Source organism: Streptomyces viridochromogenes (genome assembly GCF_001270495.1).
In the GTDB taxonomy this organism is placed as follows: domain Bacteria; phylum Actinomycetota; class Actinomycetes; order Streptomycetales; family Streptomycetaceae; genus Streptomyces; species Streptomyces viridochromogenes_A.
The window spans coordinates 127,160-141,238 of record NZ_LGUR01000265.1 but is presented as its reverse complement, the minus strand read 5'-3'; the positions used below and the strand labels follow the sequence as shown (position 1 = coordinate 141,238).

Genomic DNA, 14,079 nt, shown 5'->3' with positions numbered 1-14,079 from the left:
AGGAGCAGGAGCACACCATGCCCACCGACCACTACGCCGTCCTGCGCGCCCTGCTGCGCGCGGAAGCCGCACGCAACACGCCGAAGCCGCAGACGAAGAAGCAACAGCCGCAGCATCCGCCGAAGGAACGGGAGCGCGGCTGACGCGGGCGCGGCGGAGGCGGGCTTCTCCGGTCACCGCCTCCGTCGCGCCGTACCGAAGACCGATCGGGTGATCTCCCGCCCGATCTGCGTACCGATCGACCGAGCCAGGGACTTGAACATGCCGCTCCCGACGACCTGTTCCACGACGGAGGGCTGCTCCTGCTGTCCCCCGGCCCTCGGCTCCCCGGCCTTCCGGTCGTCCCCGGCCGTCACGGCGTCGCGCATCTCGTCCGGCCCCTTCGCCCCGCGGGACGCCTCCAGCCGCTCGTACGCCGACTCCCTGTCCACAGCCTGTGCATACCGCCCGTACAACCCGGACGCCGTCACCGCCCGCTCCAGCGCGCCCGCCTCGACCGGCCCCATCAGCGACTCGGGGGCCCGCAGCCGGGTCGCGGCGACCGGCGTCGGGGCGCCCTTCTCACTCAGGACGGTCACCACGGCCTCGCCGGTGCCGAGGCCGGTGAGGAGCTCCTCCAGGTCGTACGCCGAGTTGGGGAAGGTCTTCACCGTGGCCTTGAGCGCCTTCTGATCGTCCGGGGTGAAGGCGCGCAGTGCGTGCTGGACGCGGTTGCCCAGTTGGCCGAGGACCTCGGCGGGTACGTCCTTCGGTGACTGCGTCACGAAGAAGACGCCGACCCCTTTCGAGCGAATCAGCCGCACGGTCTGCGTGATCGAGTCCAGGAAAGCCTTCGAAGCGTCGTCGAACAGCAGATGCGCCTCGTCGAGGAAGAACACGAGCTTCGGCTGCTCGGCGTCCCCGACCTCGGGGAGGTCATGGAAGAGGTCGGCGAGCAGCCACATCAGGAACGTCGAGAACAGCTGCGGCTTGTCCTGTACGGCGGGCAGTTCGAGGACCGACACGACGCCCCGCCCGTCCGGCGCCGTCCGCAGGAACTCGCCCGTGTCGAACTCCGGCTCCCCGAAGAAGCCGGCCGTGCCCTGCGCCTCGAAGGCCGTGAGGGATCGCAGGATCACGCCGGCCGTGGCGGTCGAGAGCCCGCCGATGTTCCTCAGTTCCGCCTTGCCCTCGTCCGAGGTCAGAAAGGCGACGACCGCCCTCAGGTCCTTGAGGTCGACCAGCTCCAGCCCCTTTCGGTCCGCGTAGTGGAAGACCAGGCCGAGGGACTGCTCCTGGGTCTGGTTGAGCTGGAGGACCTTGGACAGCAGCAGCGGGCCGAAGCTGGTGATCGTGGCGCGTACGGGGATGCCGCGGCCGATGCCGCCGAGCGCGTAGAACTCGGCGGGGAAGCCGGTCGCGGCCCACTGCTGGTGCACCTCGGCCGCACGGCTGCGGACCTTGTCGTTCGACTGCCCCGGCGCCGCGAGCCCGGACAGATCGCCCTTGACGTCGGCCAGGAACACCGGCACGCCCTGCGCCGACAACTGCTCGGCGATCAGCTGGAGCGTCTTGGTCTTGCCCGTACCGGTGGCACCCGCGACCAGTCCGTGCCGGTTGAGCATGGGCAGCGGGAGGCGGATCTGCGCATCGGGCAGACAGGCCCCGTCCCAGAGCAGGGCTCCCAGATCGAGCGCGGGCCCGCCGAAGGCGTACCCGGCGGCGATCTCCAGAGCCTCCTGCGGCAGAGCGGGAGCACTGCCCCGCCCCTCGGCCCCCACAGCCGACCGCACGGCCCCGCCCGGACCCGCACTCTCCCGATCCCTCATCTCAGCCCACCACCCTCTCGAACTCCGACGGGCACGGCGTGTCGCAGCCCGTCAGGCATTTGAGGACGAGGCCCTTCGGGCCGAAAGCGGGGGTCCGCGGGCGCAGCCCCAGGTATGGGACGGGTAGGGGCGGCGGGGGCGAGATCCACACGGCCCGCACCACCGATCCGGCCACCACTTCCTCCGGCTTTGCCGGTTCGTCCCGTTTTGCTATCGCATTTCCAGCGTCGCACTCCGTCGTCATGGCTGCGCCCGGAAGGTCTTGACCGGTAGGCTTTCCGTGTGATCTTCAAGCGCATCGGAAACGGCCGGCCGTACCCCGACCACGGCCGGGAAAGCACCCGGCAGTGGGCGGACGTCGCGCCGCGCCCGGTCCGCCTCGATCAGCTCGTGACGACCAAGGGTCAGCTCGATCTGGAAACACTGCTCGCCGAGGACTCCACGTTCTACGGCGACCTCTTCGCGCACGTCGTGAAGTGGCAGGGCGACCTCTATCTGGAGGACGGCCTCCACCGCGCGGTGCGGGCGGCGCTCCAGCAGCGCCAGGTCCTGCACGCGAGGGTCCTGGAACTGGACTGACCCGGCTGGCCCCGGGGGCTGACGCGACCGGGCGTCACCAGTTGCCCCTTTCGGGTTGGACCGCGCGGCCTCGAATGATCATCTAGTAGGCATTGCCGCTCGGGCGCACTACGCTGCGCCCATGAGCATGCTGACTCCCCCGGGCATGGGCGGCCAGTACCGGATCAAGGGGGACAAGTACCCGCGGATGCGCCGTCCTCGGCGGCGCGGGAGGCTCCTCGTCGTCACCGTCGCCTCCGCCGCCGCGGTCGGCATGATCGGCTGGGGCACCCTCCAGCTCATCGACCTCTTCACCGGCGGCGGCGAAAAGGCCTCGGCGGCCGGCCCGAGGGCCGACTGTGAGACCGGGGCGACCCCCTCGGCCACGGCCAAAGCCCCCGCGACGCTGCCCAAGCCGGGCAAGATCACCGTCAGCGTCTTCAACGCCACGACCCGCAGCGGCCTCGCCAAGCAGACCGCGGACGAGTTGAAGAAGCGCGGCTTCAAGATCGGTGACGTGGGCAACGCGACCAAGGAGTTCGACAAGAAGGTCAAGGGCACCGGGCTGCTGCTGGGCCCGGCCGCGTCCCTGAACACCTCGCTGCCGGTCCTCGCCACCCAGCTCACGACGGCCGAACGCCGTACCGACGCGGCCCGCAAGGGCGCGACCGTCGACCTGATCATCGGCGACAAGTTCAAGGAACTCACGAAGAGGGCGGACGCCGACCGGGCCTTGGCCGCCCTGGCCAAGCCTCAGCCGACGCCCACTGACAAGCGGGGCTGCTGAGAAACCCCTTCCCCGCTACCCCGCCTACTCGGCCGCGCCGTAAAGACGGTCCCCCGCGTCCCCCAGCCCCGGCACGATGTACCCGTGCTCGTTGAGGTGGTCGTCGACGGCGGCCGTCACCACCGTCACCGGCGTCCCCGCCAGCTCGCGCTCCATCAGCTCGACGCCCTCGGGCGCGGCCAGCAGCACCACGGCCGTCACATCGTCCGCGCCGCGCTTGATGAGCTCGTGGATCGCCGCGACCAGCGTGCCGCCCGTGGCGAGCATCGGGTCAAGGACGTACACCTGACGTCCGGACAGGTCCTCCGGCATGCGCGTGGCGTATGTGGAGGCTTCAAGCGTCTCCTCGTTGCGGATCATGCCCAGGAAGCCCACCTCGGCGGTCGGCAGCAGCCGGACCATGCCGTCCAGCATGCCGAGGCCGGCGCGCAGGATCGGCACCACCAGCGGGCGCGGGTGGGAGAGCCTGACGCCGGTGGTGTCGGTGACCGGGGTCGTGATGTCGACCGCTTCGGTGCGCACGTCCCGCGTGGCCTCGTAGGCGAGCAGGGTGACCAGTTCGTCGGCGAGCCGACGGAAGGTCGGCGAGTCGGTGCGCTGGTCGCGCAGCGTGGTGAGCTTGTGAGCGACCAGGGGGTGGTCGACGACGTGGAGACGCATGTCCACAACATTAACCGGGCCGGGTAGGCCCAGCGCCCTCACACGCAGCAATCCACAGGCCAACACATCACCCTTGCCCTGGCATCAAACCGCCCGTCAGAGGGAAAGTGGGAGGGACATACCGGGGGTGGTGTGCCTATGCCTGATCGTGAGTCCCCGGCGGACACCGCGCAGGAGGAGGCGGACGCCGCACGCCGTCGGCGCCGCGCCCAGTTCCTGCGGGAGCTCGCCGAGGCCCGCGCCCTGCGGGACCGGGTCCAGCCGCGCCGCGCCAAGGCGGCCCGCCTGCGCCACGCCCTGCGTATGCGAACGTTCCGCTGGTAGAGCGAGCCGCCGGGGAAGATGCGCGCCCTTCGGGGGCGTTGGAGCGGTGGGCGTGCGTGGACAGCAGGAAAAGCCGCGTACGATCCGCACGTGGCGGCAACGAGTGCGCTGGTGAGTCCTTCACGGACATGCTCGCGGACCCCCTCGGGCCAACGCGATCAAAACTGCCGGACACAGGGAGCCGAAGACGTCCCCTGAACGCCTTGTTTCTGCCACGATTCCGAGTGGGTGGGCTCGGAGCACAGCTCTCCCCGCCCCCAACCTCCGCCGGGGGGACCCCCAACCGGCACGCCTATGACCAGTGGGAGAGTCACGGTGTACTTCGCCGCACTGCTCGCGCGCACCGAAGACGGGTGGGAAGCGAGCGACACAGAGCTCGACGATGTGGAGACCCTGTCGGACCTGGCCGACCTGGCCCGTGAAGCCTCGCCCGAGGACGACACGGTGCTCGTGCTCATCGAGCAGGAGGACGCCTGGTTCGGGGTCGTCCGCATCGATGGCGAGGAGGACCCTCGCATCTACGTCTCGGACGCCGCCGCCGCTGCCCGCAGCAGCTACGGGGAGATCCTGCTCACCGACGAACTGCTCGGAAGGGAGCCCGGCGACGACAGCGACCTGGACTCCCTGGACCTCGACGGCACGGAGGAGCCCGACGGCGACTCCGACGACGACGAGGACGGCGGCTCCGCGGAAGCCGTTCCGCACAGCCCCGTCGGCGATACCGAGATCCTCGACGACCTCGGCGTCAGCGAGAAGGAGCTGAAGGCCCTGGACGCCGAGGACGCGCTCGGTGCGATCGCCGAGGCGCTGGGCGCCTCGGAGGTGCTGGAGACCGTCCGCTGACCTCGTTCGAGCAGGGGCCCGAACTGCCCGACCCCGTACGCGACCGCTGGCGGGCCGCGATGCGGCTCGCCCTGGACGAGGCGGAACTGGCCGTCCGGGGCGGGGACGTCCCCGTCGGCGCCGTCGTGCTGTCCGCCGACGGTACGACCGTGCTCGCCGCCGGTCACAACGAGCGCGAGGCGACCGGCGATCCGACCGCCCACGCCGAGGTGCTGGCCATCCGGCGGGCGGCCGCGAAGGTCGGGGAGTGGCGGCTCGCAGGCTGCACGCTCGTCGTCACGCTGGAGCCCTGCACCATGTGTGCCGGTGCGATCGTGCAGTCCCGGGTGGACCGGGTCGTGTACGGCGCCCGGGACGACAAGGCCGGTGCGGCGGGCTCCCTCTGGGACGTCGTCCGCGACCGGCGGCTCAACCACCGGCCTGAGGTGATCGAGGGCGTGCTCGCCGAGGACTGCGCCAGGATTCTCACCGAGTTCTTCCGGACCCGCTGACGCCCTGACCGGGGGCCGGGCGGGGAAACGGATTTCAGAGCACGGCCGACGGTGCTGTAAGGTCTCCCTCGGTAGCGTGTCCGAGCGGCCGAAGGAGCTCGCCTCGAAAGCGAGTGTGGCGCAAGTCACCGAGGGTTCAAATCCCTCCGCTACCGCAGGTAGACAAAGGGCCCGGTCCATTGGACCGGGCCCTTCGTGCTGCTCCGTCTCACTTTCCGTCTCACTTGCCTTCCGCCAAGCTGCGGCACCCTGCAGAACAGTGCACGGGCGGGGGCCTCATGGAGCACAATCTTGGAGGAGGGAATGACGCGACCGCCGCAGTCGCACACCTCCCGGGGGGAAGGTGATGCATGAACTCCGACTACTGGGCATCGATGGCCGTGGCCGTCTTAGCGGGTGCCGTCCTCACCGTGGTCAGTGATGTTGCGCGAAGCGTTCTACGTGCAATCTTTCAACGCCCGCGACGAACCTCCGTGATCGTCGAGCTGGACGGTAAGCGGGTGGAGGTAAGCGGCTCCAGCCCAGAAGAAATCCGGACAGCCCTGGATGAGCTCCTGAACACGAGGCCTGACAGTCCCGGGCCCCCTCCTGAGAACGAAGATCAGGAAGACAACGGCGGGGCCCCGCGCATCCCGGCCCAGGGCGTGGTCGCAACTGGCCGCAGTGTTGCCATCTCGGGCATGGCGGGCGGAATCGTGAGCACGGGAGAGTCAGGCCACCAAACAGGCGGGACTAACGGCACCCAGCCCACCCAAGGGGGTGGGTCCAATGAGTGAAGGGCTAGCGAACGCCAGCACTGACGCCCCTGTCGCTCCCGCACCTGCCCCAGGCCAAGTTCCCGTTGCAGTTCCTGCTGCGCCAGAGGTCACCACGGTGACCGCCCACTTCAAGCTGGTCTTTATCTGCGTGACGGTGATCACGCTTCTTACTCTCGCGGCTAGCCTCTACATCGGTATCTTCATCGAAAAGCCGACTGATGCCGCGAAGTCAGCCATGGACACTTGTTCCACCCTCGCAAACTTGGGCTTTGGCGCGATGGTTGGCCTGTTGGGCGGCAAGGCCGTGAACTAGCCCGGGGGCAGACTGGAAGCCTGCCCCCAGGTCCTCACGGCACCCGGACCCGGGATTCGGCTGTTCCGTCATCATCATCGTCGGACGGCCCGTCCCGGTCCGGCCTCCAGATCAGTCCGTCGACCTGGCGGGCGACGTCGCTACGAACGGAGTCGACCATGTGCTGATACCGCGCGGCCATGGCCGTGGTGGACCAACCCATGAGCCCCATGACGGCACGCTCGGAGACTCCGAGGATCAGCAGGACCGTGGCGGCGGTGTGGCGGGCGTCGTGCAACCGGCCGTCTCGGACCTTCGCGTCGTCCAGTAGCTCCTTCCAGTCGTCGTAGTCCGTTCGGGGGGATGTGCCTCGCCCGGTCGGGGTCGCGAAGAGCCACCCTTCGCCCGCCCACTCGGCGCCGGCCGCCGCGCGTTCGGCCTGCTGCTTGGTCTGGTGGGTGCGCAGCAGGTCTACGAGTTGGGAGGGCAGGCCCACGGCTCGGCGTCCGGCGCGAGACTTCGTGTCGGCCGTCTCCGGGTTCGTTCGCTGACGCTGCGGGCAGTACCCGGCTTTCCTCCCGCAGGCATCCCCACAGCCGTGGGCGTAGCGCGGCCGACGGCGACTTCGCCGGACCATGAGGACGCCCCGGTCCAGGTCGACATCCGCCCACTTGAGCCCGAGCGCTTCGCCTTGCCGGAGTCCGAGGGCGAGCGCGACGGCCCACCGTGCAGAGTTCCGACGGTCGTCGGCAGCACGCAACAGCCGTTGTACCTCTTCGACGGTGTACGGCTCGATCTCCTCTTCGCTGACCCGTGGGGACTTGGCAAGTTGCACGGGGTTGCGGGCGAGGTGGCCACGCCGCACCGCCTCGTTCAGTGCGGTGCGGAACGTGCGGTGAATCTGGTGGATCGTCCCCGCCTTGCGGCCGTCGGCCACCATGCGGCCGTAGAAGTTCTCGATGTACTCCGGCTTGAGTTTGTCCAGCCGGTGAGCACCGAGTGCGGGGATCAGGTGCTTCCGCACCGCCACGCCGTACCCCACCATCGTGTTCTCGTTGACTGCGAGGGGCGCGATGTTCTCGATCCAGTGGGTCAGCCATGTCTTGACCGTCCAGGCACGCCCGGCCTTCCGGATGGTCTTCGCGTCGCGCTCCCGCTCCAACTCGCGAACGGCGGCGGTCACCTCAGCGCGGGTCTTCCGCTCGACGTGGCGGCGGTCCGGCTTGCCGTCGTCGCGGATGCCGACGGTCACGCGGCCGTGCCACTTGCCGTCCGCGCCCTGGTAGATGGACGAACGGCCGTTCGGCTGACGGGTGCGCTTCTTGTCGCTCTTGTCTTCTGCCATGCGTACTCCTCAGGCGGCCGGGACGGCGGTCAGGGCGGGGGCGGGGCGCTGCCTCTTGCGGCGGCGGGTAACGAACTCGGGAACGGCGTCAGCGGGGACCCGGCGGAGGTGGCCGACGGTGATGGACTCCAGCTCTCCGGAGTGAATGAGCCGGTAGCAGACGGTCCGACCTATCTGGAGACGGCGGGCTGCCTCTTCGACGGTCAGAAGCACAAGGGTGGGGTCGATGGCATCGGCAATGTGGGCCGTGTCCATGCGAATGACGCTCCTTCGTCTCACGGGTGGGGATTTGGGGAGCAGGGCCTTCGTGGGACAGGCCCCTTCTGAGGGCCGCTACTTCCGCTACCTCCGCTACCGCGCAGGTCAGGGGCCTGTTTGAGGTAGCGGGAAGGGGTAGCGGTAGCGGATGGGTAGCGGCGCGGTAGCGGCAACCGAGGCCGGTTGCCGCTACCGCGTTGTCGCTGGTCAGGCCGCGTTTTCGGTGCCGGGTAGCGGAGGTAGCGGACTTTCCGGGGGTGGGGGGCAGTAGCGGCCCCACGCGTCGGCGAGATCGGCCGCGTAGTAGCCCTTGAGGACGCTTCCGGCGGTCTTGATGTTGCGGGAGGTGATGGGCTCGTTGTCGACCGTCATGTACTCCGCGAGCATCTTCGACAGGCGCCGGTTGTCGAGCGGCTTGCCGTGCAGGTCGGCCCAGGGGGCGTCGTCCAGGGCGTTGAGCCGGTCGAGGATGGCGACGGTGGGCAGGCGATCGATGCCGACTAGGACGTGATCGCGCAGGTCGGTCAGCAGGCGGACACCGAGGCTGCCTTTGTCGTTGGCCTTGGATGCGGTCACGAGCGTCACGCATGCCGCCCGTGCGCGCTCGGGCCAGTCGCCTCCGGCCGCGTCGGCGATGGCGAGCAGGGGTTCCCACACATCGGCCGGGCGGTCGGTGACGCCGTCGGGCATGTCCGGCCAGGCCCCCATGACGAACCCTCGTGCCTGCTCTGCCCACTGGGCGAGCCGGTCACGGAGCTTGTGGCCTTCCGCTTCGTGGACGCGGGCTCGGAAGGGTTCCACCTTCTCGTTCCTCGCCCGGCGGCGCATGCGGATGATGACGGAGCGGCTCATGATCGTGTCGGGCAGGTTGCCGAGTCCGGCGACCGCGACCCCGCAGTACGAGGGGAATGCCTGAACGGTCTGGTTGCCGCCGTCGCCGATGCACCGGTAGGTGACCCCGGTGCGGCGGTGTCCGGCGTTGAGGAACCCGCGCAGTTCCTCGTTGTCGCCCGCCTTGGGGCCGAAGACGGTGTCGATCTCGTCGAACAGGATCGTCGGCTTGCCGTCGGTTCCGGAGACGGACCGGAACAGGGCGGCGGCGGACGCGTTGACGGCGGTCATGGGCTGGGGAACAAGGGTTTCCACGATCTCCAGTGCCCGGGTCTTGCCTGACCCCGGTTCGGGGGACAGGAAGGCGATGCGGGGTGTGGAGTCGAAGCAGTCGAGCAGGTGGGCGTGCGCGTCCCACAGCGCGACGGCGACGTAGGCGGCCTCGTGGGGGAAGACGTTGAAGCGGCGGTGGAAGGCTTCCACCTCGTCGAGCAGCGCGGCGCCGTCGATGGGGCTGGTCATGCGGCGGCCCTTCCTTCCTGGGGATTGCGCAGGGGGCAGGCGTCTCGATGAGCGGCGTGGTCGTCGATCAGGGCGAGCACCCGGGGCTTGCCGATGGCGCTGCGGTCGCGTCCGCACGCACACTTGGACGTGGCGGTGGGGATGACGCCGCGTGGGGCGACGATGTGCAGCCACGCGATGGGGCGGCGGCCGTCGTCGCCGTGCGGGTCAGCACCAACAGCAGTTCGGACGCCCTGACGGGCGACGCCTTTCGGCTCGCCCACGCCCGCAGCGTCCACAGGCTGTGGAGCGGCGTGCGGCCGGTTGGGGGTGTTGGTGGGGCAATCCAGGGCGGGGGGAGTCGGCGCCGTCATGCCGCCCCCCGGGGCGTGGCGTGGGCGATGACCCAGTCCATGGCGCTGCGGATGGTGGTGCGGCACTCGGCCGGCGGGAGTCCCGTGGCCTCCCCCGCCCCCTGGATTGCCTCCTCCACGACGTGCCGGGGGATGTCGCCCCATGCAACGAACCGGGCCACCTTGCAGGCGCTCTTGTGGAGGGTGTTGTTGCGGCCGTGTGGCCCGCCCTCGGTCGCGGAGGCGATGACGGCGCACTCGCGTTCCAGGGCGGTCGTGGCGGCGCGGGTGCCGTCGTGGACGTGGACGGGCACCGGGGCGGGCTTGTGCGGCTCGGTGAGCAACGCGGCAAGCCAGTCGGGCAGTTCGGCTACGGAGGCGTCGTGGGCGACCTCGTAAGTGCCGTCGGGGGTGGTGCTGCCGGGGGCGACGACGTAGCCGCCCCATGCGCGGGTGTCGATGTGGGGTCCGAGCCGGTTCGCGCTGTTCTTCAGGCGCACCCCCTTGGGGGTGGTGAAGTACAGGTGCTCTCCGCCGCGTGCGGTCCGCACCCGGTAGGTGGTGGGGACGGTCTGTCCGGTGCGCTCGCAGAGCGCCGCAAGGGAAGTTGCGCCGTCAGGCGCTCCTTTGGGTTCTTCGGGCTTGCACACGTCCAGGTCGATGACGAGCAGTCCGGCCGGGCCGGTCGCGATGCCCACGTTGTAGGGGCGGGTGGCCCAGGTGGCGTGGATCAGGTCGGGGTTGGTGGTGGCGCGCTGTTCGGGCTTGCGGTGCCCGTCCGCGCAGCGGCCGGTGCGGGGGCAGTCGCGTTCGGCGTGTCCGGCGGGCCGTTTGGCCTGCGGGTGCAGGGGGATGACGGGCCATCCGCGTTCAGCGCTGGTGAGTGCGGAGGCGAGCAGGGGCAGGCAGTCCAGGGAGGCGGTCAGGACGTCCGGGGAGCGGGTGGCTCGCCGGACGTCGATGGGTTGCGTCATGCTGGGGTGTCTCCAGTTCCTTGACGGGTTCTGGCTGGCAAGAGCGGCCCCGGATTCATTGGCGTGAGTGGGGGCCGCTCTTGGCGTAGCTAGCCGTGGAAGTGGTTGCGCTTGATCACGGCTTTGCGGATGTTGACCGTGGTCCCGCCCTTGTGACCGCTCGCGCTGAACACCTGCACGGCGATCCATCCGCCGAAGATCACGGCGGCGAGCGTGATGAGCTGAGTGATCAGCGCGGTCAGGGCAGTGATGAACGTGGTCAGCAGGAGCAGTCCGCCGCACACGGCGAGGAAGCCGACGCCCCCGAGGGCGACGTTCACGGCCGCGCGGGAGACGGGCGGCTTGACCGCGACGGTTTCGGGCTTGGCGGGCTCGATGGCGTAGCCGGTGACGACACGGCCGTCCGGCAGGACGACGCTCGCCACGGCCGGGACGCTCCCCGGCTGGACGGGAACGAGCGGCGCCGGCGTCATCACGGCGGGGGTGATGGGGGTGGGCTGGTGGACTTCCACGGCCCCGTGGACGGGCACGCCGTGGGTGTGGTCGGGGTGCATGCGGAATCCCTTCCGGAGACATGTCAGGGAGGCGGAGGCACCGCCTTGCGGGAGTGCTGTGGAGGGGGTTTCAGGGGTCTGACCTGGGGTGCCTCCCTGCCTCCCTGAACGATCATTCATGCAGGTCAGGGCAAGGGATGCAGGTCAGGGAGGGGGTCAGGGAGTTCTCCCTGCCTCCCTGACCCGTCGGGGGTCGGCTCCCTGTCATCCGACGTCGGAAGCGGAACCGTCCGCGTCGCGGTTGGCGAGGGCGCGGGCGAGGCGGTCACGGCTGACGACCATGACCCCGTCGGACTTGTAGGGCTCCGCTCCGGCGTCGTCCAGGACGCGCTTGAGGTCGATGAACGACCAGCCGCCGTAGGCGTCCGCGTTCCGCGTCGCGAGCCGCGCCAGCACGTCCTTGGTCCGCACGCGGGGCGCGTCGCCGACGACGGCGGCGATGTCGGCGAGCGGGTCGCGGTCCTCGCCGTGCTCGATGGCGTGCAGGGTGGTCACGCCGTCGCGCATCGCCTTGGCGCGCTCGGTGATGGCCTTGGCCGCGTCGTCGTCGATGTAGTGCGTGCGCACTGTGATGGACGACTGTCCGGCCGGGATGTCGATGCCGGATGAGGCGAGGACCAGGGTTCCCTGGTCCAGGCCGGGGCGGAGCAGGTTCGGGGCGGCGCCGCCGTCGACGGCCTTGTCCCCGAGCGCCATGCGGGCCTGAGACTCGGTGCCCAGGGCGAGGGAGGCGCGGGTGTGCGCCCCTTCGCGGACGAGCTTGGGGAGGTTCTCGTTGGTGGGGTCCTGGGTGCCCTGCCACATCAGGACGTTGACCGCACGCCCTTGGTTGTGGATCTTGCGGACGGCCATGAAGTAGCGGGAGTTGGCCTTGGCGCCGCCGTAGGGGCGCTTGTCCTCGTCCTTGGCCGGGCACATGAACGCGACCTGCGCTTCGTCGACCAGCACGATCAGCGGCGGGAACTGCGTTCCGGGCGGAGCCTGGATACGGCGGTTCATCTCGTCGACGGCGCCCTCGACCATCTCGGTCACCTGGATCACGTGCTCATCCGTCGGCCCCTGGATCAGGGTGGTGGCCAGGCCGTCGAACATGGCCCAGTCGCCCACGCCCTTGAGGTCACCCATCAGGAACTGCACCGACTTGTCCAGCGACAGCCACAGCGCCAGGGAGCGCAGAGCGACCGTCTTGCCCTGGTTGGACAGGCCCGTGATGAGCAGGTGGCGCTGATACAGGCTCAGCGCGGCGGCGTCACCGCGCAGGTCCTGCCCCCACGGCGCCTTGCCCTTGGCGTAGTCGGCGGTCATCGTCTCGTCGGTGACCAGCGGGGACGGGCCGATCGGCTCATCGAGCGCACCCGAGTCCGCCACCCACAACCTGACTGTTCGCGCTGCGGTGGGGATGGTGATGAACACTTCGTGCTCGTGCCGGGTGAGGTTCTCCGCGAGCTTGCGGCGCCGCTGCTGTACCTCGTTCGTCGACACCCCGGAGGGCAGGGTGACGTCGACTTCGACACCGCATCCGGCGATGGTGATCGGTCCGAGCATGGAGGCGCCGGCGTCGCCCATTTCCTTGATGGCGTTGCGCATCGCCGGGATGCCCAGGTCCCGCAGGGCCTTGACCACGATCGACGGGGTAATCGGCTCACCCTCCCCGGAGCGGACGTTCGCCGGGAGCGCCCACTGGGGTGCGGCCTGCTGCTTGCTGCCGACGGCCCACAGGGCGAGCAGGGCGAACAGCGGGCCGATCGTGAGGGCCGGGCCCCACACGATCTGCACGATCCGGATCAGGGTGGCGATGAAGTCGACGGTGGCCGAGAGGGGGGTGATGACGTCTTTGACGTCGCCGTTGTTGATGGCCATCACGACCCCGAGCGCGACCAGGGTCCCGATGCTCATGCCGACACCGACCCCGATGCCCTTGGCGACCTCTACCGGGGAGTGCAGCAGGTCCATACGGCGGCGGTGGCGAGCGTCGCGGAAGCGCTGCAACCGCTCCTCCCACTCCTCCGCCAGCTCGTAGTTTCCCGCGGCTTCAGCGGCGCGGATCATGCGCTCGTAGCGGGCGCCGGTCTTGCCGTCCCAGGTGCGGCGGGCGACGATCCGGCCCCCGTTGAACGTGTAGAGGCCGTGCCGGGCGACCGCGCGACCCGTGGTCTTCGTGCGCTCGTGGGTGGCGACGGTCTTCACCGCGCGGCCGGAGCGCACCCACAGCGGCACCGGCCGCGCGGGCGGGGCGTCGGGGACGACGGTCAGCACGGTGGGGGCCGCGTCGTCGACCTGGGGGTCGGTGTCCTTGTGGAGGTGGATGACGTTCTCGGTCATGCTGGGAGGTCTCCTGACTGCCCCGATGCGGGGCGGGAGTTGAGGAATGCCGGGGTGGCCGTGTCCGTGGCAGGGACGGCCACCCCGGGCGTTATGGCTGGTCAGAACCAGCCGGAAGACTTCTTCGTGGCCTTGGCGCGGGCGGCCTCGGTGATCAGGCGCTGACGCTCGCCGTACAGGGCGGTCAGCTCCGCGTTCAGCCGCCTCTCTGCGGCGGAACCGATGGAGTCCATCCGGTCCTCCGCCCCTGCCGTGCTGCGTCCCCGGTGGATGCTGCGGGCGCCTCCGGCCATCGCGCGGGTCATCGCGAGCCGTTCACGGCTGGTCAGCGGCCACCACTCGCCCCGCTGCACGGCTTCCAGCTTCTTCGTCGTCCGCTGGATCTCCCGATCCAGGCGGCGGATGTCGGAGTTGCCCATG

The 14,079-nt window shown here is 69.9% G+C and carries 17 protein-coding genes and 1 tRNA gene; 8 read left to right on the top strand and 10 right to left on the bottom strand.

Annotated features, from left to right (window positions below; all coding sequences use genetic code 11):
- The first annotated feature begins 17 nt into the window (after positions 1–17).
- Complete coding sequence (locus tag ADK36_RS51130) at positions 18–143, top strand: hypothetical protein (RefSeq protein WP_267887448.1); 126 nt, start codon at positions 18–20, stop codon at positions 141–143.
- Positions 144–173: 30 nt separating this feature from the next.
- Here ADK36_RS51130 and ADK36_RS44150 read toward each other — a convergent pair whose 3' ends face one another.
- Positions 174–1,808: a helicase HerA-like domain-containing protein gene (locus tag ADK36_RS44150; RefSeq protein ID WP_048582207.1), complete on the bottom strand. Its 1,635-nt coding sequence runs from the start codon at positions 1,806–1,808 to the stop codon at positions 174–176.
- 282 nt (positions 1,809–2,090) lie between these two features.
- Here ADK36_RS44150 and ADK36_RS44145 point away from each other — a divergent pair, with 282 nt between their 5' ends.
- Together ADK36_RS44145 and ADK36_RS44140 are read left to right on the top strand one after the other, a co-directional pair.
- Positions 2,091–2,387: a type II toxin-antitoxin system VapB family antitoxin gene (locus ADK36_RS44145; RefSeq protein WP_003999914.1), complete on the top strand. Its 297-nt coding sequence runs from the start codon at positions 2,091–2,093 to the stop codon at positions 2,385–2,387.
- Between the two features lie 145 nt (positions 2,388–2,532).
- Positions 2,533–3,153, top strand: a complete 621-nt coding sequence (locus ADK36_RS44140; RefSeq protein WP_048582208.1) for a LytR C-terminal domain-containing protein — start codon at positions 2,533–2,535, stop codon at positions 3,151–3,153.
- Positions 3,154–3,177: 24 nt separating this feature from the next.
- Here ADK36_RS44140 and upp read toward each other — a convergent pair whose 3' ends face one another.
- Positions 3,178–3,813 carry a uracil phosphoribosyltransferase gene (gene upp, locus ADK36_RS44135; protein WP_048582209.1) on the bottom strand — a complete coding sequence of 212 codons (636 nt, stop codon included), beginning with the start codon at positions 3,811–3,813 and terminating at the stop codon, positions 3,178–3,180.
- Positions 3,814–3,951: 138 nt separating this feature from the next.
- On the opposite strand from upp, the gene ADK36_RS44130 reads away from it, so the two are divergent.
- From ADK36_RS44130 to ADK36_RS44110, 5 genes are all read left to right on the top strand, one after another.
- On the top strand, positions 3,952–4,137 hold the full coding sequence (locus ADK36_RS44130) for a hypothetical protein (RefSeq protein ID WP_048582210.1): 186 nt from the start codon (positions 3,952–3,954) through the stop codon (positions 4,135–4,137).
- A gap of 315 nt (positions 4,138–4,452) precedes the next feature.
- Complete coding sequence (locus tag ADK36_RS44125; protein WP_048582211.1) at positions 4,453–4,980, top strand: hypothetical protein; 528 nt, start codon at positions 4,453–4,455, stop codon at positions 4,978–4,980.
- Positions 4,981–5,039: 59 nt separating this feature from the next.
- Positions 5,040–5,471, top strand: coding sequence for a tRNA adenosine(34) deaminase TadA (gene tadA / locus ADK36_RS44120; RefSeq protein ID WP_048582212.1), 432 nt, complete (start codon positions 5,040–5,042; stop codon positions 5,469–5,471).
- A gap of 70 nt (positions 5,472–5,541) precedes the next feature.
- A tRNA-Ser gene (locus ADK36_RS44115) sits at positions 5,542–5,626 on the top strand.
- A 718-nt stretch (positions 5,627–6,344) separates the two neighbouring features.
- Positions 6,345–6,542 carry a hypothetical protein gene (locus ADK36_RS44110; RefSeq protein WP_053201593.1) on the top strand — a complete coding sequence of 66 codons (198 nt, stop codon included), beginning with the start codon at positions 6,345–6,347 and terminating at the stop codon, positions 6,540–6,542.
- A 34-nt stretch (positions 6,543–6,576) separates the two neighbouring features.
- Here ADK36_RS44110 and ADK36_RS44105 read toward each other — a convergent pair whose 3' ends face one another.
- The 8 genes from ADK36_RS44105 to ADK36_RS44075 all read right to left on the bottom strand — a co-directional run bounded on the left by ADK36_RS44105 (position 6,577) and on the right by ADK36_RS44075 (position 14,078).
- A complete protein-coding gene (locus tag ADK36_RS44105) occupies positions 6,577–7,866 on the bottom strand; it encodes a tyrosine-type recombinase/integrase (RefSeq protein ID WP_053201592.1) in 1,290 nt (429 codons plus the stop codon).
- A 9-nt stretch (positions 7,867–7,875) separates the two neighbouring features.
- Positions 7,876–8,121, bottom strand: coding sequence for an excisionase family DNA-binding protein (locus ADK36_RS44100; protein ID WP_053201590.1), 246 nt, complete (start codon positions 8,119–8,121; stop codon positions 7,876–7,878).
- A 210-nt stretch (positions 8,122–8,331) separates the two neighbouring features.
- Positions 8,332–9,477, bottom strand: coding sequence for a DUF3631 domain-containing protein (locus ADK36_RS44095; protein WP_053201588.1), 1,146 nt, complete (start codon positions 9,475–9,477; stop codon positions 8,332–8,334).
- The gene (locus tag ADK36_RS47535; RefSeq protein WP_234330100.1) at positions 9,474–9,740 is read right to left on the bottom strand and encodes a hypothetical protein; all 267 of its coding nucleotides are present in this window, start codon (positions 9,738–9,740) and stop codon (positions 9,474–9,476) included. The genes ADK36_RS44095 and ADK36_RS47535 overlap by 4 nt, the downstream gene beginning before the upstream one ends.
- A gap of 86 nt (positions 9,741–9,826) precedes the next feature.
- A complete protein-coding gene (locus ADK36_RS44090; RefSeq protein WP_078950870.1) occupies positions 9,827–10,783 on the bottom strand; it encodes a bifunctional DNA primase/polymerase in 957 nt (318 codons plus the stop codon).
- An 89-nt stretch (positions 10,784–10,872) separates the two neighbouring features.
- Complete coding sequence (locus ADK36_RS44085) at positions 10,873–11,337, bottom strand: hypothetical protein (protein WP_053201586.1); 465 nt, start codon at positions 11,335–11,337, stop codon at positions 10,873–10,875.
- Positions 11,338–11,541: 204 nt separating this feature from the next.
- Positions 11,542–13,659: an FtsK/SpoIIIE domain-containing protein gene (locus tag ADK36_RS44080; protein WP_053201584.1), complete on the bottom strand. Its 2,118-nt coding sequence runs from the start codon at positions 13,657–13,659 to the stop codon at positions 11,542–11,544.
- 101 nt (positions 13,660–13,760) lie between these two features.
- Complete coding sequence (locus ADK36_RS44075; protein ID WP_053201582.1) at positions 13,761–14,078, bottom strand: hypothetical protein; 318 nt, start codon at positions 14,076–14,078, stop codon at positions 13,761–13,763.
- Between the last annotated feature and the right edge of the window lies 1 nt (position 14,079).

Coding starts and splice junctions, on each gene's coding strand:
- ADK36_RS51130 (WP_267887448.1), top strand. CDS start 18: ATGCCCACCGACCACTACGCCGTCCTGCGCGCCCTGCTGCGCGCGGAA.
- ADK36_RS44150 (WP_048582207.1), bottom strand. CDS start 1,808: ATGAGGGATCGGGAGAGTGCGGGTCCGGGCGGGGCCGTGCGGTCGGCT.
- ADK36_RS44140 (WP_048582208.1), top strand. CDS start 2,533: ATGGGCGGCCAGTACCGGATCAAGGGGGACAAGTACCCGCGGATGCGC.
- upp (WP_048582209.1), bottom strand. CDS start 3,813: ATGCGTCTCCACGTCGTCGACCACCCCCTGGTCGCTCACAAGCTCACC.
- ADK36_RS44130 (WP_048582210.1), top strand. CDS start 3,952: ATGCCTGATCGTGAGTCCCCGGCGGACACCGCGCAGGAGGAGGCGGAC.
- tadA (WP_048582212.1), top strand. CDS start 5,040: ATGCGGCTCGCCCTGGACGAGGCGGAACTGGCCGTCCGGGGCGGGGAC.
- ADK36_RS44105 (WP_053201592.1), bottom strand. CDS start 7,866: ATGGCAGAAGACAAGAGCGACAAGAAGCGCACCCGTCAGCCGAACGGC.
- ADK36_RS44100 (WP_053201590.1), bottom strand. CDS start 8,121: ATGGACACGGCCCACATTGCCGATGCCATCGACCCCACCCTTGTGCTT.
- ADK36_RS44095 (WP_053201588.1), bottom strand. CDS start 9,477: ATGACCAGCCCCATCGACGGCGCCGCGCTGCTCGACGAGGTGGAAGCC.
- ADK36_RS44090 (WP_078950870.1), bottom strand. CDS start 10,783: ATGACGCAACCCATCGACGTCCGGCGAGCCACCCGCTCCCCGGACGTC.
- ADK36_RS44085 (WP_053201586.1), bottom strand. CDS start 11,337: ATGCACCCCGACCACACCCACGGCGTGCCCGTCCACGGGGCCGTGGAA.
- ADK36_RS44080 (WP_053201584.1), bottom strand. CDS start 13,659: ATGACCGAGAACGTCATCCACCTCCACAAGGACACCGACCCCCAGGTC.
- ADK36_RS44075 (WP_053201582.1), bottom strand. CDS start 14,078: ATGGGCAACTCCGACATCCGCCGCCTGGATCGGGAGATCCAGCGGACG.